General features: G+C 66.9%; 19 protein-coding genes. 8 read left to right on the top strand and 11 right to left on the bottom strand.

What is annotated here, in order from left to right; all coding sequences use genetic code 11:
- Positions 1–94: 94 nt before the first annotated feature.
- From C5F46_RS10035 to C5F46_RS10020, 4 genes are all read left to right on the top strand, one after another.
- Positions 95–283, top strand: coding sequence for a heavy-metal-associated domain-containing protein (locus tag C5F46_RS10035; protein ID WP_107325212.1), 189 nt, complete (start codon positions 95–97; stop codon positions 281–283).
- Positions 284–338: 55 nt separating this feature from the next.
- On the top strand, positions 339–1034 hold the full coding sequence (locus C5F46_RS10030; RefSeq protein WP_107325211.1) for a DUF1045 domain-containing protein: 696 nt from the start codon (positions 339–341) through the stop codon (positions 1032–1034).
- 66 nt (positions 1035–1100) lie between these two features.
- A complete protein-coding gene (locus C5F46_RS10025) occupies positions 1101–1550 on the top strand; it encodes a DUF1178 family protein (protein WP_107325219.1) in 450 nt (149 codons plus the stop codon).
- 92 nt (positions 1551–1642) lie between these two features.
- On the top strand, positions 1643–2287 hold the full coding sequence (locus tag C5F46_RS10020; protein WP_107325210.1) for an SDR family NAD(P)-dependent oxidoreductase: 645 nt from the start codon (positions 1643–1645) through the stop codon (positions 2285–2287).
- 1 nt (position 2288) lies between these two features.
- Here the strand turns inward: C5F46_RS10020 and C5F46_RS10015 are convergent, their stop codons facing one another.
- Both C5F46_RS10015 and C5F46_RS10010 read right to left on the bottom strand, forming a co-directional pair.
- Positions 2289–2744: an Lrp/AsnC family transcriptional regulator gene (locus tag C5F46_RS10015; protein WP_107325209.1), complete on the bottom strand. Its 456-nt coding sequence runs from the start codon at positions 2742–2744 to the stop codon at positions 2289–2291.
- Positions 2741–3199, bottom strand: a complete 459-nt coding sequence (locus C5F46_RS10010; RefSeq protein ID WP_107325208.1) for an Lrp/AsnC family transcriptional regulator — start codon at positions 3197–3199, stop codon at positions 2741–2743. Before C5F46_RS10010 ends, C5F46_RS10015 begins: the two co-directional genes overlap by 4 nt.
- Before the next feature lie 126 nt (positions 3200–3325).
- On the opposite strand from C5F46_RS10010, the gene ilvC reads away from it, so the two are divergent.
- Both ilvC and C5F46_RS10000 read left to right on the top strand, forming a co-directional pair.
- Positions 3326–4348: a ketol-acid reductoisomerase gene (gene ilvC / locus C5F46_RS10005; protein ID WP_107325207.1), complete on the top strand. Its 1023-nt coding sequence runs from the start codon at positions 3326–3328 to the stop codon at positions 4346–4348.
- Between the two features lie 60 nt (positions 4349–4408).
- On the top strand, positions 4409–5314 hold the full coding sequence (locus C5F46_RS10000) for a DMT family transporter (RefSeq protein WP_107325218.1): 906 nt from the start codon (positions 4409–4411) through the stop codon (positions 5312–5314).
- Here C5F46_RS10000 and glmM read toward each other — a convergent pair.
- From glmM to C5F46_RS09960, 8 genes are all read right to left on the bottom strand, one after another.
- Positions 5311–6654: a phosphoglucosamine mutase gene (gene glmM, locus C5F46_RS09995; protein WP_107325206.1), complete on the bottom strand. Its 1344-nt coding sequence runs from the start codon at positions 6652–6654 to the stop codon at positions 5311–5313. The genes C5F46_RS10000 and glmM overlap by 4 nt on opposite strands.
- Positions 6651–7670 (bottom strand): dihydropteroate synthase, encoded by a 1020-nt coding sequence (folP, locus tag C5F46_RS09990; RefSeq protein ID WP_107325205.1) that lies wholly within the window; start codon positions 7668–7670, stop codon positions 6651–6653. The genes glmM and folP overlap by 4 nt, the downstream gene beginning before the upstream one ends.
- 38 nt (positions 7671–7708) lie before the next feature.
- A complete protein-coding gene (locus tag C5F46_RS09985; protein WP_107325204.1) occupies positions 7709–8620 on the bottom strand; it encodes a dihydroneopterin aldolase in 912 nt (303 codons plus the stop codon).
- Between the two features lie 119 nt (positions 8621–8739).
- Positions 8740–9441 carry a cell wall hydrolase gene (locus C5F46_RS09980; protein WP_107325203.1) on the bottom strand — a complete coding sequence of 234 codons (702 nt, stop codon included), beginning with the start codon at positions 9439–9441 and terminating at the stop codon, positions 8740–8742.
- Between the two features lie 223 nt (positions 9442–9664).
- A complete protein-coding gene (locus C5F46_RS09975) occupies positions 9665–12199 on the bottom strand; it encodes a putative PEP-binding protein (RefSeq protein WP_107325217.1) in 2535 nt (844 codons plus the stop codon).
- A gap of 65 nt (positions 12200–12264) precedes the next feature.
- Positions 12265–14517 carry a glycine--tRNA ligase subunit beta gene (gene glyS / locus C5F46_RS09970; RefSeq protein WP_107325202.1) on the bottom strand — a complete coding sequence of 751 codons (2253 nt, stop codon included), beginning with the start codon at positions 14515–14517 and terminating at the stop codon, positions 12265–12267.
- Complete coding sequence (locus C5F46_RS09965; RefSeq protein WP_107325201.1) at positions 14518–14901, bottom strand: DUF6446 family protein; 384 nt, start codon at positions 14899–14901, stop codon at positions 14518–14520.
- Entirely contained in the window at positions 14898–15818 is a 921-nt protein-coding gene (locus C5F46_RS09960; RefSeq protein WP_107325200.1) for a glycine--tRNA ligase subunit alpha, read from the bottom strand. The genes C5F46_RS09965 and C5F46_RS09960 overlap by 4 nt, the downstream gene beginning before the upstream one ends.
- A 155-nt stretch (positions 15819–15973) precedes the next feature.
- Here C5F46_RS09960 and C5F46_RS09955 point away from each other — a divergent pair, with 155 nt between their 5' ends.
- Positions 15974–17746 (top strand): serine protease, encoded by a 1773-nt coding sequence (locus C5F46_RS09955; protein WP_107325216.1) that lies wholly within the window; start codon positions 15974–15976, stop codon positions 17744–17746.
- Between the two features lie 2 nt (positions 17747–17748).
- Here C5F46_RS09955 and C5F46_RS09950 read toward each other — a convergent pair whose 3' ends face one another.
- Entirely contained in the window at positions 17749–19197 is a 1449-nt protein-coding gene (locus C5F46_RS09950) for a TrkH family potassium uptake protein (RefSeq protein ID WP_107325199.1), read from the bottom strand.
- Positions 19198–19337: 140 nt separating this feature from the next.
- Between C5F46_RS09950 and C5F46_RS09945 the strand changes: the two genes are divergently transcribed.
- The gene (locus C5F46_RS09945; RefSeq protein ID WP_107325198.1) at positions 19338–22775 is read left to right on the top strand and encodes a pyruvate carboxylase; all 3438 of its coding nucleotides are present in this window, start codon (positions 19338–19340) and stop codon (positions 22773–22775) included.
- Positions 22776–22808 lie beyond the last annotated feature (33 nt).

Raw genomic sequence — 22808 nt, 5'->3', positions numbered from 1 at the left:
ACGCAGGCTGCGACAGGGGCCCGCGCGTGTCAAGCGCGGTTGACCTTGGGCGGCGCAAAGGTCACATCTGGCGCAGACCCGGATGGAGAGACCGATGATCCTCAGCGTTCCCGACATGTCTTGCGGCCATTGCACGACCGCCATTGAAACCGCCCTTGCCGCCGTTGGCGGACGCGCCGAATTTGACCTGCCCGCGCGCGAAATCACCGTGTCAGGCCTGCCCGAGGCCACGGTTCTGGCCGCACTGAAGGCGGCGGGCTATCCGGCGACGGTGGTGGGCTAAGCCTGCCACTGGCGCTGTCATCGGCCTGTGACACTGGCCTGCCACAAGGCACCCCATGACCGATTTTCTGCGCTACGCCGTCTACTGGTGCCCCCCGGCCGGGTCGGGCCTTGCCCGCTTTGGCGCGGGCTGGCTGGGTTGGGATATCGAGACGGGCCAGACGGCGCCGCACCCCGACCTTGGCCCCCTGCCCCGCCCGGTGGCCGAAATCACCCAAACGCCGCGCCACTATGGTTTGCACGCCACGCTGAAGGCGCCGTTCCGGCTGGCGCCCGGCGCGACGCGCGCGGCGCTGGCCACTGCGCTGGATGATCTGGCGGGCCAGCTTGCCCCCGTCACGCTGCCCGGCCTGCGCCTTGCGCGGATGGGCGGCTTTGTCGCGCTGGTGCCCGAGGCAGAGCATGCCCCCGCGCTTCAGGCGCTGGCGGGGGCCGTGGTGCGCGAGTTGGACCCGCTCCGCGCCGCGCTGACCGAGGCCGAGATCGCGCGCCGCGCGCCCGAACGGCTGACCGCGCCCGAACACGCAAACCTGCTGCGCTGGGGCTATCCCTATGTGTTCGACCATTTCCGCTTTCACGTCACCCTGTCGGGCAGCCTGCCGCTGACCGAGGCCGAGGCGCTGCGCAGCGCCCTCACCCCGCATCTGGCACCGCTTCTGCCCCGGCCCTTCCCGCTGACTGAGCTGTGCCTGTGCGGCGAGGATGCGGCGGGCCGTTTCCATCTGATCCGGCGGGCCGCGCTACGGGGCTGAACCGCTGGGCAGCCTTGCATTCGGCGGGCCATGTCATAAATGTTGGGGCGTGGAAACGAGGCCCCGATGATCCGCTATACCCTGCGCTGCGATCACGATCACAGCTTTGACAGCTGGTTTCAGTCTGCCGCCGCCTTCGACAAGCTGAAGGCGGCGGGGATGGTGGCCTGCGCGGTCTGCGGATCGGTCAGCGTCGAGAAATCGCTGATGGCGCCTGCTGTGCGCCCGGCCCGCACCGCAGTCAGGGCTGAGGCAGCGGCCGTGCCAGCCGCACGCCCGCTGGCTGCCCCCGCCAGCCCGGCCGAAGCCGCGCTGGCCGCGCTTCGCGCCCATATCGAGGCCAATTCCGAACATGTCGGCCTGTCCTTCGCCGCAGAGGCGCGCGCGATCCACGAAGGTCGAGCGCCTGACCGAGCAATCCATGGCGAAGCGACCCCCGCCGAGGCGCGCGCCCTGATCGAGGAGGGCCTGCCGGTGGCCGCGCTGCCCTTATTACCCGCGCGCAAGACGAACTGATCCGTGCAAGTCACCGGGATTGCCCGAATTTCTGGCTTGCTCCCGCCGAGGATGCGCGCAGAATGGGCAGAAGAAGAACAGGGAGACCCCCCATGACAATTCTCATCACCGGCGCGAACCGCGGCATCGGCGCCGCCCTTCTGGCCCATTACGCCACAGCGGGCGAGGCAGCCTTGGGCACCGCCCGCAAGCCCGAAGGCGCGCTGCTGCCGCTGGACGTGACCGAGCCGGAAAGCCATGCGGCACTGGCCCGCCGCCTTGCGGGCAAGCCGATCTCGCTTCTGGTTTGCAACGCGGGGGTCTATCCCGACAAGGGCCAGCGGCTGGATCGCGGCTATTCCGCCGCGCTGTGGGCTGCGGGCTTTGCCACCAACGTCACCGGCGTATTCCTGACGGTCCAGTCGCTGTTGCCGAACCTGCGGGCGGGCAAGGGCAAGATCGCCATCATCTCGTCGTCGATGGGTTCGCAGGCACGCGCGCCGGGGGGGTCGTATATCTACCGCGCCTCGAAGGCCGCGGCGCTGAACCTTGGCCGCAACCTGGCCACCGATCTGGCGCCCGAGGGCATCGCCGTGGGCATCTATCACCCCGGCTGGGTGAAAACCACGATGGGCGGCCCGGAGGCCGAGATCACGCCCGAGGCCGCGGTGGCGGGGCTTGCCGCGCGGTTCAGGGTGCTGTCGGCGGAGAATACCGGCTGCTTTGAGGGCTGGGACGGCGAGGCGATCCCGTTCTGATCTACAGCGGGCCGGGGCGGCGTTCTTCGGATAACAGCACGTTCGCCTCGACCTGCCCCACGCCGGGCAGCGTCAGGATGCGCCGTCGCAGAACCCGCTCGAAATCGGCGATGTCGCGGGCCACGACGCGCAGGCGATAGTCGAACAGCCCCAGCACATGCTGCACCGTCTGCACCTCGGGAATGGCGGTTGCGGCGCGCTCGAAATCCTCAAGGCTGACACGGCCACGGGTGGCGAGTTTCACCCCCAGAAAAACCGTCACGCCAAAGCCCAGAGCCGCTGGGTCCACCACCACCCGCCGCCCGCGCACCGCGCCGCCGTCGTGCAACCGCCTGACCCGACGCCAGGTCGCGGGCTGTGACAGGCCCAGCGCGCGGCCCAAGGCGCCCGCGCTTTGGCCAGCGTCCCGCGCCAGCGCCCGCAAGATGGCCCGGTCGGTTTCATCAAGGTCGATCACAGCGGCAGGCTCCCTGAATCCTTGATGGTGGAAACCAGCATCAGCGCATCGACCTCGGCGATATGAGGCAGCGTCAGGATGCGGTGGCGATAGATTTCCTGCCAATGCGCCATGTCGCGGGCGATGACATTCAGCCGCACATCGGTGCGGCCCAGAAAGGTTTGTATCTCCAGCACCTCGGGCACCTCGCGGGCGGCATCAAGAAATTCGTCAAAGGCGCGCGGGTCGGTCTTGTCGAGCGTGAAGCGCAAGGACACCTCCACCTCCCACCCCAGCGCGCGCCAGTCGATCAGCATCTGCTCGCCCATCAGGATGCCACTTTCGCGCAACCGCTCCAGCCGCCGCCAGCAGGTTGCGGCGGTCACACCCGCACGTTCCGCCAGATCGGCGGTGGCCAGCCCCGGTTCGGCCAGCAACTGGCGCAGGATACGTCGGTCGGCATCATCAAGGAGCATGAATATTTCATCTTCATGAATATCAACGAATGATATTTCGTATATTTAGCACTTATAGTCAAACTTTGCGCAGGCTTTTGCGAAAAACACTCTATCCTGCCGCCATCATCAGAAAAGGAGCGCCCGATGCGCGTTTATTACGACCGCGACTGCGATGTGAACCTCATCAAGGACAAGAAAGTGGCCATCCTCGGCTATGGCAGCCAAGGCCATGCGCATGCGCTGAACCTGCGCGATTCGGGCGCCAAGAACGTGGTCATCGCGCTGCGCGAAGGCTCGCCCTCGGCCAAGAAATGCGAAGCCGAAGGGCTGAAGGTGATGGGCATCGCCGAGGCGGCGGCCTGGTGTGACGTGATCATGTTCACCATGCCTGACGAGCTGCAGGCCGAAACCTACAAGAAATACGTCCATGACAATCTGCGCGAAGGCGCGGCGATCGCCTTTGCCCATGGCCTGAACGTGCATTTCGGCCTGATCGAGCCGAAACCGGGCATCGACGTGATCATGATGGCGCCCAAGGGCCCCGGCCACACCGTGCGCGGCGAATATGTCAAGGGCGGCGGTGTGCCCTGCCTTGTGGCCGTGCATAACGACGCCACCGGCAAGGCGATGGAAATCGGCCTGTCCTATTGCTCGGCCATCGGCGGCGGGCGTTCGGGCATCATCGAGACCAACTTCCGCCAGGAATGTGAAACCGACCTGTTCGGCGAACAGGCGGTGCTGTGCGGCGGTCTGGTGGAACTGATCCGCATGGGCTTCGAGACCCTGGTCGAGGCCGGGTATGAGCCGGAAATGGCCTATTTCGAATGCCTGCATGAGGTCAAGCTGATCGTCGATCTGATCTACGAAGGCGGCATCGCCAACATGAACTATTCGATCTCGAACACGGCCGAATATGGCGAATATGTCAGCGGCCCGCGCATCCTGCCTTACGCCGAAACCAAGGCCCGGATGAAAGCCGTTCTGACCGACATCCAGACCGGCAAATTCGTGCGCGACTTCATGCAGGAAAACGCCGTGGGCCAGCCGTTCTTCAAGGCCACCCGCCGCATCAATGACGAACACCAGATCGAACAGGTCGGCGCGAAACTGCGCGCCATGATGCCCTGGATTTCCAAGGGCAAGATGGTGGACCGCTCGCGCAACTGATAAAGCCATCAGGCGATTCGAAAGGGGCGCAGCTTGCGCCCCTTTTTCATGGAAGAACCAATGTCACCCCAAAGTCCCGGCCTTGCCAACTGGCTGCGCGTGATCGCCCTTTCGGTGATCTGGGGCGCCAGTTTCCTGAACGTCAGCGTCGCCCTGCGCGGGTTCGACCCGCTGTCGGTGGCGGCGCTGCGCATCGTCATCGCGGCACTGGCGGTCACGACGATTGCGCATGCCATGGGCATCGGGCTGCCGCGCGGGCGCCGGGTCTGGCTGCACGCGGTGGGGATGGGGTTCTTTTCCAACGCGCTGCCCTTCAGCCTGCTCAGCTGGGGCCAGCAGCATGTGGCCTCGGGTTTTGCCGGGATCACCATGGCGGCGGTGCCGCTGTTTACCATGCTTCTGGCGCACCGGCTGGTGCCGGGCGAGCGGATGACCCCGCTGAAGCTGTTGGGGCTTGGGCTGGGCATGGCGGGGGTTGTCACGCTGATCGGGCCGCAGGCGCTGGCTGCCGCGGGTGGCGCGATGGAGCCGCTGGCGCGGCTGGCCTGCGTTGCCTCGACGCTGGCCTATGCAATCGGCGGCATCATCACCCGCCGCTGCCCGCCGGTGCCGATGATCGCCTTTTCCGCCGCCGCGCTGATCGCTGCCAGTGCGATGATCGTGCCGACCGCGCTGCTGGTCGAGGGGCTGCCCGACCCGGCGCGGATCGACTGGGCCGCGGCGGGGGCGGTGCTGTATCTGGGGCTGTTGCCCACGGCGGTGGCCACGCTGCTGCTGGTCAAGGTGATCCAGACCGCGGGGCCGACGTTTTTGACACAATCGAACTATCAGGTGCCGATCTGGTCGGTGCTGTTCGGCACGGTCTTTCTGGATGAACGGCTGCCCGCCGCCTTCTTTGCAGCGCTGGGGCTGATCCTGGCAGGGCTGGCGGTATCAAACGCAGCCGCGTGGCGCCGCCGCCCCTAAGCCGCGGCGGCGACTGCGGCCACAATGCCATCCACCACCTCGGCCAGCAGACCCGCATCCTCGGCCTCGGCCATCACGCGGATCAGCGGTTCCGTTCCCGATTTCCGGATCAGCAGGCGACCCCGGCCATGCAGCCGCGTCTCGGCGTCCAGTATCACTTTTTGCACATTTTCGGCCGCCAATGGTTCTTGGCCCGCCTGATAGCGCACATTTTTCAACATTTGCGGCACAGGGTCAAACTGCCGGACAAGCGCGCTTGCGGGTTGGCCCGTCTCGGCCATCGCAGCCAGAAATTGCAGCCCCGCGATCAGACCGTCGCCGGTGGTGGCATAGTCGGTCATCACGATATGGCCCGACTGCTCGCCCCCCAGATTGAAGCCCCCCTCGCGCATCCGTTCCACCACATAGCGGTCACCCACATTGGTGCGTTCCAGCCGCAGACCGCGCCCATCAAGGAAACGCTCCAGCCCAAGGTTCGACATCACCGTGGCCACCAGCGCGCCGCCGCGCAGGCGGCCCGCCGCGGCCCAGCGCGCGGCCAGCAGCGCCATGATCTGGTCGCCATCGGCCACCTGCCCGGTTTCATCCAGAATCATCACCCGGTCGGCATCGCCATCCAGCGCCAGCCCCATGTCGGCGCCATGCGCCACCACGGCCTCGGCTGCCGTCGCGGTATGGGTCGATCCGCAGTTGTGGTTGATGTTCTTGCCATTCGGCATCACCCCCACCGGGATCACAGTGGCGCCCAGTTCCCACAGCACCTCAGGCGCGGCCTTGTAGGCGGCGCCGTTGGCGCAATCGACCACCACCCTCAGCCCCGACAACTGGCCCCGGCCCGGAAAGGTGGTCTTGGCATATTCCACATAGCGCCCGCGGGCATCGTCGATACGCTTGGCGCGGCCGATGTTGCCGGGCTTTGCGGGGGCAATGTCGCCCGCCACGATCGCCTCGATCTCGGCCTCGGCCTCGTCCGACAGCTTGAAGCCGTCGGGGCCAAAGAACTTGATCCCGTTATCCTCGGCCGGGTTGTGGCTGGCCGAGATCATGATGCCCAGATCGGCTCGCATCGAACGGGTCAGAAACCCCACCGCGGGTGTGGGCACCGGCCCCAGCAGCAGCACGTTCATGCCGGTCGAGGTCAGCCCGGCGGTCAGCGCGTTTTCCAGCATGTAGCCCGAAAGGCGGGTGTCCTTGCCGATCACCACGCGGTGACCGTTGTGACTGTCACGGCGGAAATAGCGCCCGGCGGCGGCGCCAAGGCGCAGCGCCATCTCGGCTGTCATCGGCCAGCTGTTGGCGGTGCCCCGCACGCCATCGGTGCCGAAAAGCTTGCGCGTCATGTCATGTTCCCCTGCGTTACCGCCTGCCAAAGTCGCAACCCCTGCGCCAGTTCGGCCACATCGTGCACCCGGTGCACCTGCACCCCCTGCGCCACCCCCGCCAGCGTCACCGCCAGCGTGCCCGGCATCCGCGCCGCAGGCGCCTCGGCGCCGCCGATGCTACCGATGAACCGCTTGCGCGACACCCCCAGCAGGATCGGGCAGCCGAAGCCGTGAAACAGCGACAGGCCGCGGATAAGCGCCAGATTATGCGCCGCCGTCTTGCCAAAGCCGATGCCGGGGTCAAGGATAACCCGGTCCCGCGGTATCCCCTCGGCCTCGGCGATGGCCAGACGTTCCTCCAGCCAGTCGTAGACGTCCAGCAGCACATTGTCATAACGGGGCGCGTCTTGCATCGTCTCGGGCGTGCCCTGATGGTGCATCAGACAGACCGGCACCCCGCGATGGGCCACCAGCCCGGCCAGCGGCGCATCATAGGCCAGCGCGGCGACGTCGTTCACCAGATCTGCCCCGGCATCCAGCGCCGCCTGCGCGACGGCCACCTTGCGCGTGTCGATGGACACGGGCAGCGCAAACCCCTCGGCGCGCAGCGCGGCAATCACCGGCGCGGTTCGGGCAATTTCCTCGGCCACGGGCACGGGGGCGGCGCCGGGGCGGGTGGATTCGCCGCCCACATCCAGAATGTCGGCCCCGGCACCAGCCATCGCGCGGGCCTGCGCCAGCGCGGACTGCGGCGCGGTGAACCGGCCGCCGTCGGAAAAGCTGTCAGGCGTGACGTTCAGAATACCCATGATCCGCGGTGCGGAAAAGTCGAACCCCGCCAGCGCGGGCCGCGGCGCGGTCAGCCGAGCAGCCACGGCGGGCGGCAGATCAGCGGCCGCGATCAGCCCGTGCGAGCCGGTGCGGCCAAGCACCTCGGCCTGTGCAAACCAGCACCAGCCCCCGGCAAGCGGAAGCGCACCCGCGGGGCGGGCGGCATCGGTCTGGGCAATCGGGCGATAGTAGAGCTTTTCCATCCCGCCCTTTCACCGCAAAGGGCGCGGCTTGGCAAGGCTCAGGCAGTAACAGGCACCACCGGAACGCGGCTTCCTGCCGGGGCTGAAACGGAACCGTGAAGTTCCAGCCGCGCCGCTGCCAGCGATTCCGCCAGCCACAGAGCCAGCGCCACCGCATCGCGCGCGGGTGCCTTTGGCCCGTCCACCGCATCGAGCACGATCTTTGACGGCGCCCAGACGATCATCCGCCCCTGCTTCATCGCCCAGTCGATCTCGGTGCGGGTGGCCACCACCACGCAGCGCGGGTCACGCGCGGCCAGAACCCAGGCGTTCTGTTCGATCGCCAGCAGGTCAATGCGCCGCTGCGTCGGCCGGTGGCCGGTTTCGGGGCGCGGCAGGTCGGGCAGGCCCACGGCCAGGATCACCGGCAGACCGGCGGCCTGAAGCCGGTCAAGCCGGGCCGGCAGATCGGGCGAGGCAATTGCGGCATTGGTCAGGAACGCCACCAAAGGATGCAGCACCGCCCCCCCCGTCGCCGCCTGCACTGGCACCGCCGCGCGCGAGCGCACGATTTCCACCCCCAGCGCGCCGGGGCCACGGTCAAGCTTTTCGATCCGCACGAAGACCCGCATCGCCTGCGGCTCTGCCAGTATCCGTTCGGCGACACGTTCGGCCAGCGTTTCCAGCAGGTTCAGCCGTTCGTCGGCCAGTTCCGCGGCAATCGCCTCGGTCAGCCGGTCATACGACAGGATGCGGTCTACATCGTCCAGCAAGGGCGCGGGCGCAGGGCGCACCTCGACCACCACGTTGAAACGCAGCCGTTGCACATGGCCGCGTTCGGGCTGAAACGCGCCGATATCGGCTGTCACCACATGATCGCGCAGGCTGATCCGGTCACGCGGGTCGGCCCCGGCCGAGGCTTCGGCGCGTTCTTCTGGGTGGGCGAAAGCAAGGGTGATGTCGCTGGTCATGGTCCGTCCGTATGATACCGGCGGATCATAGCCGCAGCGCCGGGCGGGTGCAGCCCCGAAACGGCACGCGCAGCGAACGGCAGGCGCGACAGGGCGGGGCATCGGCCCCGCCCCGCTGTTCAGCGCATCGCGGTGCGCAGGGGTGCGCGGTAGAAGATATGCGCCCCGATCCGCGTGGTGCGGGCAAAGCGGCGAGACCAGTCGGGGTTGACCGCAGGGGTGTGGAAATGCGTGGCGCCTTCGGTCAGGGCGCGGGGCGCCCCATCGAGCAGGGCGCGCGCGATCTTGGCCACACGCTCATAGATCTGCGGCTCGCTGATACGGTCGGCGCGGCCATCGCAGACATAGGAAAACTGGCAGCCGTTCGAATTGCCCTGATGCACCACGCCGCAGACCGTGCCCGGATAGGCGGGGTTGTCCACGCGGTTCAGGATCACCTCGCCCACAGCGGCCTGCCCAGCCGGGCTTTCGCCGCGCGCCTCGAAATACAGCGCCTGCGCAAGGCACTGAAACTCGGCATCGCCGGTGGCTGCGGGCTGGGCCGCAAGCCAGGCTTCATCATAGCCGATGACGGGCGTTTGCGCGGTCTTGCCGCGTTTGGATTTGCGGGCCGATGCCTCGGGGGCGCGGGTGATTGCGGCCAGCCGCGCCTCTGGTAGCGACTCAATCGCCGAGCGTTCCTGCCCGAACAAGGCGACAAGACTTTGCCCCAGCCGCGCGGCGGGGTCGTTCGACTGGCTTACCGAAACTTCGGCACGCAAGCCTCCGGCGAGGGCGAGAAGCACAACCGCGCCTCCGGCCCAGCTTTTCAGCACTGACATGTATTTTTCCCGATAAGGACAGTTCGCCGCCACGGCCGTCGGCCATGACAACGGGCGTCAGCTAACGCAAAGCCGGGCCAGAGTCCATGCACTGTTGCATAATTGCAACATATCACCCCGCGAAAACGGCAAAAACCCGCCGAACCGCACCCGGCGAGCCTGCCAATCCGTCAACATCTGGTGGATACCTGCCCCCGGAAGAACAAAACGGGGAAAAGATGCCTTAACCCTTTTTCGGCGAAAGCAACGCGAAATGGGCCGCCGCCAGCCGTGCAACAGGCACACGGAACGGCGAACACGAGACATAATCAAAGCCCGCGGCCCGGCAAAAGGCGATTGATTCGGGGTTGCCGCCATGTTCACCACAAACCGACAGCGTCACATCGGACCGATGCGCCCGCCCACGCGCGGCACCGATCAACAGCAACTCCCCCACCCCCTCCACATCCAGAATGTGGAACGGGTCTTCGCGGTAGACCTGCTGGGTGACATAAGACCCCATGAACCGCCCCGCATCATCGCGCGACAGGCCATAGGTCATCTGGGTCAGGTCATTGGTGCCAAACGACAGAAAGGCCGCGTGTTCGGCAATCTCGCCCGCCCGCAGCGCGGCGCGCGGGGTTTCGACCATAACCCCCAGCCGGTAGGTGAAGCGCGCCTTCATCTCGTTCTTTACCGCCGCCGCCACCGCGTCGATCCGGGTCTTGACCAGTTCGACCTCGCGCGCGGCCGATACCAGCGGGATCATGATTTCCGGCACCACCGGCGCGCCGTGGCGGCTGGCCTCGACCGTTGCCTCAAAGATCGCGCGGGCCTGCATGTCATAGATTTCGGGCACCGTGATACCCAGCCGCACCCCGCGCATGCCCAGCATCGGGTTGAATTCGGTCAGCGCCTCGACGCGCCGCGTCACCTCGGACAGGGGGCGATCCAGCGCCTCGGCCAGTTCGCGCATCCCCTCGCGGTCATGTGGCAGGAATTCGTGCAGCGGCGGGTCGAACAGCCGGATACAGACCGGCTGCCCCGCCATGATGTCAAACAGCGCGGTGAAATCGGCACGCTGCATCGGCAACAGCCGTTCCAGCGCGATGCGCCGGTCGCGGCTGGTGTCGGCAAAGATCATCTCGCGCATGACCGTCAGGCGGTCTTCGTCAAAGAACATGTGTTCGGTCCGGCACAGCCCGATGCCCTCGGCTTCGAACATGCGCGCGGTTCGGGCATCATCGGGCGTGTCGGCATTGGCGCGGATGCCGATGTCGCGCACGTTGTCGGCCCAGCGCAGCAGCGTGCGGAACCCGTCATCCAGCGCGGGTTCCAGCATGTCTGCCACCCCCGCCAGAACCTCGCCGTTGGTGCCGTCAACGGTGATCGTGTCGCCTTCGCGGAACACGCGGCCATCGGGCACGCTCAGCGTGCGGTCGCGCGGGTTCAACTGAATCTCTGACGCGCCGACGATGCAGGGCAGGCCCAGCCCGCGCGCGATCACCGCGGCGTGGCTGGTGACGCCGCCGCGTTCGGTCAGCACGGCGTGGGCCGCGTGCATGCCGCGGATATCCTCGGGCGCGGTTTCGCGGCGCACCAGAATGCAGGCTTCGTCGCGCGCGGCGCTGGCTTGGGCGGCGGCGGCGGTAAACACGATCCGCCCGGTGGCGGCGCCGGGGCTGGCAGCGATACCGCGCGCGATGCGGTCACGCGGGGCGCGAGGATCGACCTGATAATGCAGCAGCTCCGACAACGCGCGGGGTTCCACCCGCAAGATCGCATCCTCGCGCCCGATCACCCCGTCATTGGCCAGCGCCACCGCGATCTTGACCGCCGCGCGCGATGACCGCGGCACCCGCAGCGCGTCGATGATCGCAAGCTGCCCACTTTCGACGGTAAACTCCAACTGCATCTCTTCGCGCAGCCGCACCCGGCAGGCGGCGCCATGGGCCACCAGATCGGCGAAAATCCGGGGCGCGACCTCCTCCAGCGAGGCGCCGCGCGGATCGCGTGTCAGATAGAACGTCTCCTCTGATGCCGACCGCCCCTGCACCTGCCCGCGAAACCGCCCGGTTATCTGCGCCGCCCCCGTCACCCCGTCCACAAACTGGATCGTGCCCGAGCCGGAAAACCCCCGCCCGATGCCAAGCGCCATCTGCTGCACCAAAAGGCCCAGCGGGGCCTCGGCGGGGGCGCCCTTGGCCTGCCGCAGCAGTCGCGCCGTGGTGCCCTCCCAGGCGCGGGCCATGGAGCGCAGCACCTCGGCGAGTTGGCGCGCGGGGTCTTGTGGAAACTCGTCGTCGGTTTCGGCATGGTAGGCGGCCAGCGCCGCATCCAGCGCGCCGGGGCCGGGTTCGGCGGTGAACATGTCGGGGTCCAGCCGGGCGACATGGGTGGCGTAAGATTGCACGAAACGCAGATACAGCGCATCCGCCGCCTCGGTTCCGTGGCTGTCGCACAGCGCGGCGTGGCGGGCGGCGTTGATCCCCACATTCAGCACCGAGCGCGGCCCCCCCCATTCGGGGTGTTCGGGGCTGGGGCGAACCGACACCAGCAGATCGGGGCCAAAGGCGGCGGCCAGGCGGCCGACATCGGGCATCGCGCCCGCGGCAATGGCGCGCACGGTCTCTACCGGCAGCGCCAGCGTGCGCGGCACCGGCAGGTTCAGCCGGATCAGCCGCTGCAAGCATTTGGCACGCCAGCCGTGGCGCGCCACGGTGATCGGGGCGCCGGGGGTCAGTTCGGTGAATTCCGCGATCTCGACGTGTCTCTGCACCGCAGCATCCTCCGTTTCCTCGCAGCATAGACCGCCCGCGTCCTGCCGCAAGAGGGCAGGCGCGCTCAGCCCTCGATGCGGGTCAGATCGGCCACGCTGAGGCAGGTCTGGCGGATGCGCGACAGCAGGTTCAGCCGGTTACGCCGCACCACCGCATTGTCGGTGTTGATCTGCACCGCGGTAAAGAAGGCGTCGATGGGGCCGCGCAAGGCGGCCATCGCGGCCATGGCGGCGGCGAAATCCTCGGCCTGCATGGCGGGCGCAATCGCGGCCTCGGCGGCGTCAAGCGCCGCGAACAGGGCGCGTTCCTCCTCGGTCTCGGCAAATTTCGGATCGGCGCCATAGGAATATTCGACGCCATCCTTGGCCTCGGCCTGGGTCAGGATGTTGTTGGCGCGCTTGAAGCCCTGAATGAGGTTGGTGCCGTCATCCGATTTCAGAAACGCCGCCAGCGCCTCGGCGCGTTTGACCAGCAGCGTCAGGTCATCGTTGCCGGGCATGGCCAGGCAGGCGTCGATCACGTCATGCCGGATACCCTGATCGCGCAGGTAGACCTTGAGGCGGTCATGGAAGAAGGCGAGGAGGCTGGCGCCAGGATGAGGCACATTGCTCAGATCAATCTCAAACAAGCGTCGTTCGAAATCACTCGGCCCGTTACGTTGCCGCTTTTCTTGCGCAATTTTGGATCGCCAATCTTGAAATACCGAGACGGGAACATCTAGCCGCTTTGCCGCTTCGACATCAGCGTCTTGTTCTTCGCACTCAAGTTCCCAACGGAGTTGTCGATCAAAGGGCTCGTAGCCAGCCAAAATTACATCCAAGAGGCGCAAGCGAACTTTGTTCGCAAGCACGAGCCTCACGACCCCCAGCGCAGCCCGACGCAGCGCAAACGGATCTTTCGACCCGGTGGGCTTTTCGTCGATCCACCAGAAGCCGGTGAGCGTGTCGATCTTGTCGGCCAGCGCCACGGCGACCGAAACCGGGTCGGTCGGCACCTCGTCCGAGGGGCCAAGCGGCGAATAATGCGCCTTGCAGGCGTTCGCCACCGCCTCGGGCAGGCCGGCGGCGCGGGCGTAATAGCCGCCCATCACGCCCTGAAGCTCGGGAAATTCGCCCACCATCGCGCTTTGCAGGTCGGCCTTGACCACCCGCGCGGCCTCGGCCGCCAGATCGGGCTGCGCGCCCACCAGCGGCGCGATTTCGCGCGCCAGCGCGGCAATACGGGCCACGCGGTCGGCCTGACTGCCCAGCTTGTTGTGGAAGGTGACATGCGCCAGCCCGGCGCCCATGCCCTCCAGCCCCTGCGCCGTGACGGTGCGCAGGTCGTTTTCCCAAAAGAACCGCGCATCCGAAAGCCGGGCCGACAGCACCTTGCGGTTACCCTTGAGGATCGTGGCGCCATGATCGGCGGTGGCATTGTTGGCCACGGTGACAAAGCCCTCGATCCGGCCGGTGCGGGGGTTTTTCACCGAAAAGAACTTTTGATGTTCGCGCATCGAGGTTTGCAGAACCTCGGGCGGCAGGCTCAGAAATTCCTCGCCGATCTCGCCCATCAGCACCACGGGCCATTCCACCAGCCCCGCCACCTCGGTCAAAAGGCCGCGGTCTTCGACCACCTCAAGGCCGCGGGCAAAGGCCAGATTGCCCGCCTCGGCCCAGATCATCGCCTCACGCTCGGCTGAATCGAGGACCACATGCGCGCGCTTCAGTTTCGCGCGGTAATCGTCGAACGAGGTCACGGCGAACCGGCCGGGCGACAGAAAGCGGTGCCCCGCGGTGGTGTTGGCCGCGGTGATACCCTCCACCTCCAGCGGCACGGTCTGCGCCCCGGCCTCGTCGGTCAGGATGCACAGGATCGAATGCAGCGGCCGCACCCAGCGCAGCGTGCCGGTGCCCCAGCGCATCGACTTGGGCCAGGGGAAGGTGCGGATCGTCTCCTCCAGCACCTCGGCCACGATCACGCCGGCGGGGCGGCCGGGCTTTTCCAGAACCGCGAAATAGACCTGCCCCTTCTTGTCGTCGCGCAGCTCCAACTGATCGCGCGTGAGGCCGGTGGAACGCACAAACCCCTCGATCGCCGCCGCGGGCGCGTCGGCCTTGGGGCCTTTGCGTTCCTCGCGCAGGGTGGGCGATTGCGCCGACAGCCCCTCGATGGTCAGCACCAGACGGCGCGGGGTCGAAAACGCCCCGGCGCTGGCATAGGTCAACCCAGCGGCCACAAGGCCGTCGGTGACGAGGCGGCGCAGATCGTCACGCGCGCGGCCCTGCATCCGCGCCGGGATTTCCTCGGAGAAGAGTTCAATCAGCAGATCGGGCATTTACTTCTCCGTCAGGTGGGGCTGCTGCCAGGCATAAGCCCGGCCATCGGGGTAGACCGCCACAAGGCGCAGCGGGCCGGGGCCGGGGTCAGACAGAAAGGCAACCGCCCGGCCCTCGGCCAGATCGGCACTCAGGCGGGCGGCATCGAAACAGGGCAGCGCGGCGGGGGTGGGGCGGGCATCGTCGGCGATGCGGTAGGTTTCCGACAACAGCGCCAGCGACAGCGGCGTGGACAGGCAGGCGGCACGTCTGTTGGCATCCAGCGTGGCGGCAAGGATCGGCTCGGGCTCGCCGGTGACGACCGACACCAGCCGCACCTCGCCGGTGGGGGCGGCCAGCGCGGGCAGCGCCGCCAGCGCCAAAGGCAGCGCGGCGCGGATCATGCGGCGCCCCCGGCCTCGGTGGTGACAAAGGCATCGGCGCATTTCCTGGCCAGCGCGCGCACCCGGCCGATATAGGCCTGCCGCTCGGTTACCGAAATCACCCCGCGCGCGTCCAGCAGGTTGAACAAGTGGCTGGCCTTGATGCACTGGTCATAAGCGGGGTGCGCCATCGGAATCGTCTTGCCGGTTTTCGGATCCAGCGCCGGGGCGGCCAGGATGCGGTCGCATTCGGCCTCGGCATCCTCGAAATGCTTGAGCAGCATCGCCGTATCGGCCTGATCAAAGTTCCAGCGCGAATATTCGCGTTCGGTCTGAGCGAAAACGTCGCCGTATTTCAGTGCAATCGGGGCGTCGGGATCGTTGAAGGGCATGTCCATCACATGGTCGATACCCAGCACATACATTGCCAGCCGTTCCAGCCCATAGGTCAACTCGCCCGAGACGGGTCGGCAGTCATGCCCGCCGACCTGCTGGAAATAGGTGAACTGCGACACTTCCATGCCGTCGCACCACACCTCCCAGCCCAGCCCCCAGGCGCCCAGCGTGGGGCTTTCCCAGTCGTCCTCGACAAAGCGGATGTCGTGCAGGCCAAGGTCGATGCCGATGGCTTGCAGGCTGCCAAGATAGAGGTCTTGCAGGTTCGCCGGCGAGGGTTTGATGATGACCTGATACTGGTAATAGTGCTGCAAGCGGTTCGGGTTTTCGCCATAACGCCCGTCGGTCGGGCGCCGCGAGGGCTGCACATAGGCCGCGGCCCAGGGGCGGTTGCCCAGCGCGCGCAGCGTGGTGGCCGGGTGAAAGGTGCCCGCACCCACCTCCATGTCATAAGGTTGCAGCACAGCGCAGCCCTGCGCGGCCCAATAGGCTTGCAGGCGCAGGATGATCTCCTGAAAGGAACGGGGGGCGGTCTGGGTCATGGGGGCTCTCCGGATGCGCCCTTTGCATAGGCAAGGGGGGCGACAGGGTCAACGGGGGGCGCCGGGGCACGGCGGTTTTTCGGATGACGGCGCCGCGCATCCTGCTAATTTGCCATCCGGTGCGGCGACGGCGCGACAAAAAGGGTGTGGAGACGATGAAGCAGGGTGTCTGGGGCTTGGTGATCGGGGTGACGCTGGCGATGGGGGGCGCGGCGGCAGCGCAGGACGCCTGGGTCCAGATCGAGGCGCAACCCACCCTGCGCGAGGGCGAGGACCGCGCCCGCGACTGGGCCGAGACATTCCCCAATGTGGCGGGCTTTGCGCTGTCGTCGGGGTGGTATGCCATCGCGCTGGGACCGTTCACGCCCGAACAGGCCGCCGCCCAGGCGCAACTGCTGCGCAGCGAGGGGATGATCCCGTCCGACAGTTATGTGGCCGACAGCGCCAAATTCCGCCAGAAGTTCTGGCCCGTCGGGCCTGCAGCCAATATCGCCGCCGCACCCGCGGCGCCTGCGGCGCCACTGCCCGAGGCCGCCGCGCCAGGCACGGCCGTGCCGGAGGCAGCCGTGCCGCAAGTGGCCCCCGCCCCGCAGCCCGACCCGGTCGAAACGCTGGCCCAGGCCCGCGCCGCAGAGGCCGCGCTGAGCCGGGCCGAGCGCGAGGAAATCCAGTCTGCGCTGAACTGGACCGGCCATTACACCGCCGCCATCGACGGCGCCTTCGGGCCGGGCACGCGACGCTCGATGGCCGAGTGGCAGAGCGCCGTGGGCGAAGACCCGACCGGGGTTCTGACCACCGCCCAGCGCGCCCGGTTGCTGGCCGAAGTGGCCGCAGACCGCACCGCACTTGGGCTGGAAACCGTGACCGAGGCCGAGGCCGGGATCGAGATCCAGTTGCCCACCGGGCTGGTGGTCTTTGACCACTACGACCCGCCCTTTGTGCATTACGCCGAAAAAGACGGGTCAGGCGTCAAGGTGCTGCTGATTTCGCGGCAGGGCGATCAGGCCGCGCTGTTTGCGCTTTATGATGCGATGCAGGGGCTGGAGATCGTGCCGATAGAGGGTGCGCGCGAGCGCAGCCGCATCGGCTTTACCCTGACCGGGCAGAATGCGCGGCTTCAGTCCTACACGCAGGCCGAGTTGAAAGGCGGTCTGATCAAGGGCTTTACCCTCGTCTACCCGGCGTCCGAGGCGGCCCGGATGGAGCGGGTTCTGGCCGCGATGAAGGCCAGCTTCCGCCCGCTGGGCAACACCGCGCTGAACGATGCGCTGGGCGAGCCTCTGGCGGTGCCGAAGGCCGGGCTGATGGCGGGGCTTGATCTGCGCAGGCCGATGCTGTCGCGGTCGGGCTTTTACATCGACGCGCAGGGCGGGGTGCTGACCACCGCCGATGTGGTGGCGGGCTGCGGGCGCATCACCATCGACGGCACCGAGGCCGAGGTGGCCTTTGCCGATGCGGCGTTGGGTCTGGCGGTGCTGCGCCCGAAAACCCTGCTTGCCCCGCGTATCGTGGCCGAATTTCAGACCGCCCTGCCCCGGCCCGACGCCGAGGTGGCGGTGGCAGGCTATCCCTACGAGGATGCGATCAGCGCGCCGGTGCTGACCTTTGGGACATTGTCGCGCGAGGGCGGGCTGGCGGCCGAGCCGGGGCATGTGCGGCTGGCGCTGGCGGCTTTGCCGGGGGATGCGGGCGGGCCGGTTCTGGATGCAGCGGGGGCAGTGGTGGGGATGCTTTTGCCGAAGGACGGCACTGGCGGGCGGGTGCTGCCTGCCGATCTGGCCGTGGCGCTGCAATCGGGCGCGCTGGCAACGGTGCTGGCCGAGCGGGGCCTTGCGCCGCAGCCCGCCACCCGCAGCGGCGCCATGGCCGCCGAGGATCTGGCGCGACTGGCCACCGGCATGACGGTTCTGGTGTCCTGCTGGGAGTGATCTTAGCTGCGCCAGAACCGCGGCAGGAACAGCACGAACACTGTCATCAGCTCCAGCCGGCCCAGAAACATGCCGAAAATCATCATCCACTTTGCTGCGGCGGGAAACTTGTCCACCGACCCGGTGGCCGATACCTCTGGGCCCCAGACCGGGCCGACATTGGCAATCGCTGTCCAGGCCCCGGTGAGGGCGGTCCTGGTCTGAAGCCCGGCCAGCGACAACCCCACGATCAGCAGGCCAAAGCTGAGGATGAACAGCGCGAAAAAGGCGATGACCGAGCCGATCACCTCATCTTCGACCGGGCGCCCGGCCAGACGCACCGGGCGCACCCGATGCGGGCTGTAAAGCCGCCGGATCTGGGTCTTGATCGCCTCGAACAGGATCAGATAGCGGAACACCTTGACCGAACAGCCGGTTGACGCGGTGCAGCCGCCGATCAGGCCCGTGATGATCAGCACCACGAAGGCCAGATGGCCCCACTTCGTCACATCTTCCGAAGCATAGCCCGTGCCGGTGAAAATGGTCACCACATTGAATGTGACCTCGCGCAGGGTGGGCCAGAAGGCCGTCTCGTGCAGCCACATCCGATAGGCCACGACAACCCCGATGGCATAAGCCATCCAGCGTAGAAAGGCGCGCACCTGAATATCGCGCCAGATCGGGCCGGCATGACCCTGCGTCAACTGGACAAACCGGATGAAGGGCAGCGCGGCCAGAATCATGAAAACGCTCGAAGCATACTCTGCCGGCCCCCGGTAGACGGCAAAGCTGGCATCATAGTTGGAAAAGCCGCCCGTGCTCATGGTGGTCAGGGCGTGCATCACCGCGTCGAAACTGGTCATGCCCAGCGCGGCATAGACCCCGGCGCACAGCACCGTCAGGCCGATGTAGATGCGGATCATCGCGGTCGAGATATCAAAGGCGCGGGGCAGCACCTTGCCCAGCGTGTCAAACCCCTCCGAGCGGAAATACTGCATCCCGCCGACCTTCATCACCGGCAGAAAGATCATCGCGACAATCACGATCCCCAGCCCGCCCAGCCATTGCAGGATGCCGCGCCAGAGATTTGTGCCATAGGGCAGCCCATCCAGATGCGGAAATGCCGTGGTGCCGGTGGTGGTCATGCCCGACATCGCCTCGAAATAGGCGTCGGTAAAGCTTGCCCCCGGCGCGCCCAGCATGAAGGGCAGGCTGCCAAACAGCGGCAGGGCCAGCCAGACGCCCGAGGTCAGAATGAAGCTTTGCTTCAGGTTCATCGTTTTCCGCACCGCGTTCTGGCAGGCCAGCGCGGTCAGAATACCGAAGGTGGTGGTCAGGAACGACGATTCGAGAAAGCTGCGCCAGTGCGGGTCGCCGCGCTGCCAGTCAATCGCCATGGGAACCAGCATCGCGGCCCCCAGAACCGCGACCAACAGGCCGATCACATATCCGACAGGGCGCAGGTCGATCATGCCACCTTGCTTGCGGTGGCCGTGCGGCCCTGTCAAGCGGCGGCACGGGGGGCGGCAATCTGAGCCCTGCGCCGGAATTGCACTTGCGCCGCAGCGCCACCCCCCTAAAAGTTCGCGCAAACATTCCACGGGGGCCGCCGATGTTTAGCAAGATCCTGATCGCCAACCGGGGCGAAATCGCCATTCGCGTGATGCGCGCGGCCAACGAGCTGGGCAAGAAGACCGTCGCCATCTATGCCGAGGAAGACAAGCTGGGGCTGCACCGCTTCAAGGCCGACGAAGCCTATCGAATCGGCGCTGGGCTGGGGCCGGTGGCGGCCTATCTGTCGATCCCCGAAATCATCCGCGTGGCCCGCGAATGCGGCGCCGATGCGATCCATCCGGGCTATGGCCTGCTGTCGGAAAACCCCGAATTCGTCGAGGCCTGCGCGGCGGCGGGCATCACCTTCATCGGTCCGCGTGCCGACACCATGCGCGCGCTGGGCGACAAGGCCAGCGCCCGGCAGGTAGCGATCAAGGCCGGTGTGCCGGTGATCCCCGCAACCGACGTTCTGGGCGACGACATGGACGAGGTGCGCCGTCAGGCCGGGGCGGTGGGTTACCCGTTGATGCTGAAGGCAAGCTGGGGCGGCGGCGGGCGCGGCATGCGCCCGATCAACGGCCCCGAGGAGCTGGCCGAAAAGGTGCGCGAGGGCCGCCGCGAGGCCGAAGCGGCCTTTGGCAATGGCGAGGGCTATCTGGAAAAGATGATCCTGCGCGCCCGCCATGTCGAGGTGCAACTATTGGGCGACACCCACGGCGGGCTGTATCACCTGTATGAGCGCGACTGCACCGTGCAGCGCCGCAACCAGAAGGTCGTGGAACGCGCGCCCGCCCCCTACCTGACCGACGCCCAGCGCGCCGAGGTCTGCGAACTGGCGCTGAAGATCGGCCGCGCGGTAGGCTATCAGAACGCGGGCACGGTCGAATTCCTGATGGATATGGACACCGAGCAGTTCTATTTCATCGAGGTCAACCCGCGCGTTCAGGTCGAACACACCGTCACCGAAGAGGTGACTGGCATCGACATCGTTCAGGCGCAGATCAAGGTGGCCGAGGGCGCGACATTGGCCGAAGCCACCGGCATCGCCCGGCAGGACGACATCCACCTGTCGGGCCATGCGCTGCAATGCCGGGTGACGACCGAAGACCCGCAAAACAACTTTATCCCCGATTATGGCCGCCTGACGGCCTATCGGTCGGCCACCGGCATGGGCATTCGTCTGGATGGCGGCACCGCCTATGCGGGCGGCGTGATCACCCGCTATTACGACAGTCTTCTGGTCAAGGTCACCGCCTGGGCACAGACGCCCGAACAGGCGATCAAGCGGATGGACCGGGCGTTGCGCGAATTCCGCATCCGCGGGGTTTCCACCAACATCGACTTTGTCATCAACCTGCTGAAACACCCCACCTTTCTGGATTACAGCTACACCACCAAATTCATCGACACGACGCCCGACCTGTTCCATTTCCGCAAACGGCGCGACCGGGCAACGAAAATCCTGACCTATATCGCCGACATCACGGTGAACGGGCATCCCGAAACCGCGGGCCGACCGCGCCCCCCCGCCGAGGCGCGCGCACCGAAACCGCCCGCGCCCAAGGCCGCCCCCGCCCCCGGCACCCGGACCCTGCTGGAGCAAAAGGGTCCGCAGGCGGTGGCCGACTGGATGGCGGCGCAGACCAGACTGCTGATGACCGACACCACGATGCGCGACGGGCATCAAAGCCTGCTGGCCACCCGGATGCGATCAATCGACATGATCCGCGTGGCGCCTTCCTATGCCGCCAATCTGCCCGATCTGTTCTCGGTCGAATGCTGGGGCGGCGCCACCTTTGACGTGGCCTACCGCTTCCTGCAGGAATGTCCTTGGCAGCGGCTGCGCGACATCCGCGCCGCCCTGCCCAATGTGATGACACAAATGCTGCTGCGTGCCTCGAACGGGGTGGGCTATACCAACTACCCCGACAATGTGGTGCGGTTCTTTGTGAAGCAGGCGGCGGAAACCGGGGTCGATGTGTTCCGCGTGTTCGACAGCCTGAACTGGGTTGAAAACATGCGCGTGGCGATGGATGCGGTGATCGAGGCCGGGAAGGTCTGCGAAGGCACGATCTGCTACACCGGCGACATCCTCGACCCTGGCCGCGCCAAATACGACCTGGCCTATTACGTTGCGATGGGCAAGGATCTGCGCGCGGCGGGCGCCCATGTGCTGGGGCTGAAAGACATGGCAGGCCTGCTGAAACCCGCCGCGGCCCGCGTCCTGATCCGCACGCTGAAGGATGAGGTGGGGCTGCCGATCCACTTCCACACCCACGACACCTCGGGCATCGCGGGCGCCACGGTGCTGGCCGCGGCCGAGGCCGGGGTGGATGCGGTGGACGCGGCGATGGATGCGTTCTCGGGCGGCACCTCGCAGCCCTGCCTTGGCTCCATCGTCGAGGCGCTGCGCCATACCGAGCGCGACACGGGTCTGGATATTGGCGCGATCCGTGCGATTTCCAACTATTGGGAGGGTGTTCGCAGCCAGTATCGGGCGTTCGAATCGGGCCTCGCCGCGCCCGCATCCGAGGTTTACCTGCACGAGATGCCCGGCGGGCAGTTTACCAACCTCAAGGCGCAGGCGCGCAGCCTGGGGCTTGAAGACCGCTGGCCCGAGGTTGCGCAGGCCTATGCCGAGGCCAACCGCATCTTTGGCGATATCGTCAAGGTCACGCCGTCGTCGAAGGTGGTGGGCGACATGGCGCTGATGATGGTGGCGCAGAACCTGACCCGCGCGCAGGTCGAAGATCCGGCGGTGGACGTCGCCTTCCCCGACTCGGTGGTGGACATGCTGCGCGGCAACCTGGGCCAGCCGCCGGGCGGTTGGCCCGCGGGGATCGTGGCCAAGGTGCTGAAGGGCGATGCGCCCTCGACCGCGCGCCCCGGCGCCGGGATGGCCCCGGTCGATCTGGAGGCCACGCGCACAAAACTGTCTGACGATCTGAGCGGCTTCCGCGTCGATGACGAGGATCTGAACGGCTATCTGATGTATCCCAAGGTGTTTCTGGACTATATGGGACGACACCGGCTGTATGGCCCGGTGCGCACCCTGCCGACGATTCCGTTCTTTTATGGAATGCAGCCGGGCGAAGAGATCACCGCCGAAATCGACCCCGGCAAGACGCTGGAAATCCGGCTGCAAGCCGTGGGCGAAACCGGCGAGGATGGCGAGGCCAAGGTATTCTTTGAACTGAACGGCCAGCCCCGTGTGATCCGGGTGCCGAACCGCGCCATCAAGGCCGCCACCGCCGCCCGCCCCAAGGCTGCCGAGGGCAACCCCGCCCATATCGGCGCGCCGATGCCGGGGGTGGTGGCCAGCGTCTCGGTTGTGGTGGGGCAGAAGGTCAAGCCGGGCGACATGCTGCTGACCATCGAGGCGATGAAAATGGAAACCGGCATCCACGCCGACCGCGCCGCCACGGTCAAGGCGCTGCATGTGCAGCCCGGCAGCCAGATCGACGCCAAGGATCTGCTGGTGGAACTGGAGGCCTGAGGTGGGGGGGGGGCGGACGCGCAGGGGTTGGGC

The organism is Phaeovulum veldkampii DSM 11550 (assembly GCF_003034995.1).
Lineage (GTDB): Bacteria > Pseudomonadota > Alphaproteobacteria > Rhodobacterales > Rhodobacteraceae > Phaeovulum > Phaeovulum veldkampii.
The sequence above is the reverse complement of the archived record's forward strand: the minus strand, read 5'-3'. Positions and strand labels throughout refer to the sequence as shown.

What these genes read in the sequence shown, in the direction of transcription:
- C5F46_RS10035 (WP_107325212.1), top strand. Translation starts at nt 95, where the DNA reads ATGATCCTCAGCGTTCCCGACATGTCTTGCGGCCATTGCACGACCGCC.
- C5F46_RS10030 (WP_107325211.1), top strand. Translation starts at nt 339, where the DNA reads ATGACCGATTTTCTGCGCTACGCCGTCTACTGGTGCCCCCCGGCCGGG.
- C5F46_RS10025 (WP_107325219.1), top strand. Translation starts at nt 1,101, where the DNA reads ATGATCCGCTATACCCTGCGCTGCGATCACGATCACAGCTTTGACAGC.
- C5F46_RS10020 (WP_107325210.1), top strand. Translation starts at nt 1,643, where the DNA reads ATGACAATTCTCATCACCGGCGCGAACCGCGGCATCGGCGCCGCCCTT.
- C5F46_RS10010 (WP_107325208.1), bottom strand. Translation starts at nt 3,199, where the DNA reads ATGCTCCTTGATGATGCCGACCGACGTATCCTGCGCCAGTTGCTGGCC.
- ilvC (WP_107325207.1), top strand. Translation starts at nt 3,326, where the DNA reads ATGCGCGTTTATTACGACCGCGACTGCGATGTGAACCTCATCAAGGAC.
- C5F46_RS10000 (WP_107325218.1), top strand. Translation starts at nt 4,409, where the DNA reads ATGTCACCCCAAAGTCCCGGCCTTGCCAACTGGCTGCGCGTGATCGCC.
- glmM (WP_107325206.1), bottom strand. Translation starts at nt 6,654, where the DNA reads ATGACGCGCAAGCTTTTCGGCACCGATGGCGTGCGGGGCACCGCCAAC.
- folP (WP_107325205.1), bottom strand. Translation starts at nt 7,670, where the DNA reads ATGGAAAAGCTCTACTATCGCCCGATTGCCCAGACCGATGCCGCCCGC.
- C5F46_RS09985 (WP_107325204.1), bottom strand. Translation starts at nt 8,620, where the DNA reads ATGACCAGCGACATCACCCTTGCTTTCGCCCACCCAGAAGAACGCGCC.
- C5F46_RS09980 (WP_107325203.1), bottom strand. Translation starts at nt 9,441, where the DNA reads ATGTCAGTGCTGAAAAGCTGGGCCGGAGGCGCGGTTGTGCTTCTCGCC.
- glyS (WP_107325202.1), bottom strand. Translation starts at nt 14,517, where the DNA reads ATGCCCGATCTGCTGATTGAACTCTTCTCCGAGGAAATCCCGGCGCGG.
- C5F46_RS09965 (WP_107325201.1), bottom strand. Translation starts at nt 14,901, where the DNA reads ATGATCCGCGCCGCGCTGCCTTTGGCGCTGGCGGCGCTGCCCGCGCTG.
- C5F46_RS09960 (WP_107325200.1), bottom strand. Translation starts at nt 15,818, where the DNA reads ATGACCCAGACCGCCCCCCGTTCCTTTCAGGAGATCATCCTGCGCCTG.
- C5F46_RS09955 (WP_107325216.1), top strand. Translation starts at nt 15,974, where the DNA reads ATGAAGCAGGGTGTCTGGGGCTTGGTGATCGGGGTGACGCTGGCGATG.
- C5F46_RS09950 (WP_107325199.1), bottom strand. Translation starts at nt 19,197, where the DNA reads ATGATCGACCTGCGCCCTGTCGGATATGTGATCGGCCTGTTGGTCGCG.
- C5F46_RS09945 (WP_107325198.1), top strand. Translation starts at nt 19,338, where the DNA reads ATGTTTAGCAAGATCCTGATCGCCAACCGGGGCGAAATCGCCATTCGC.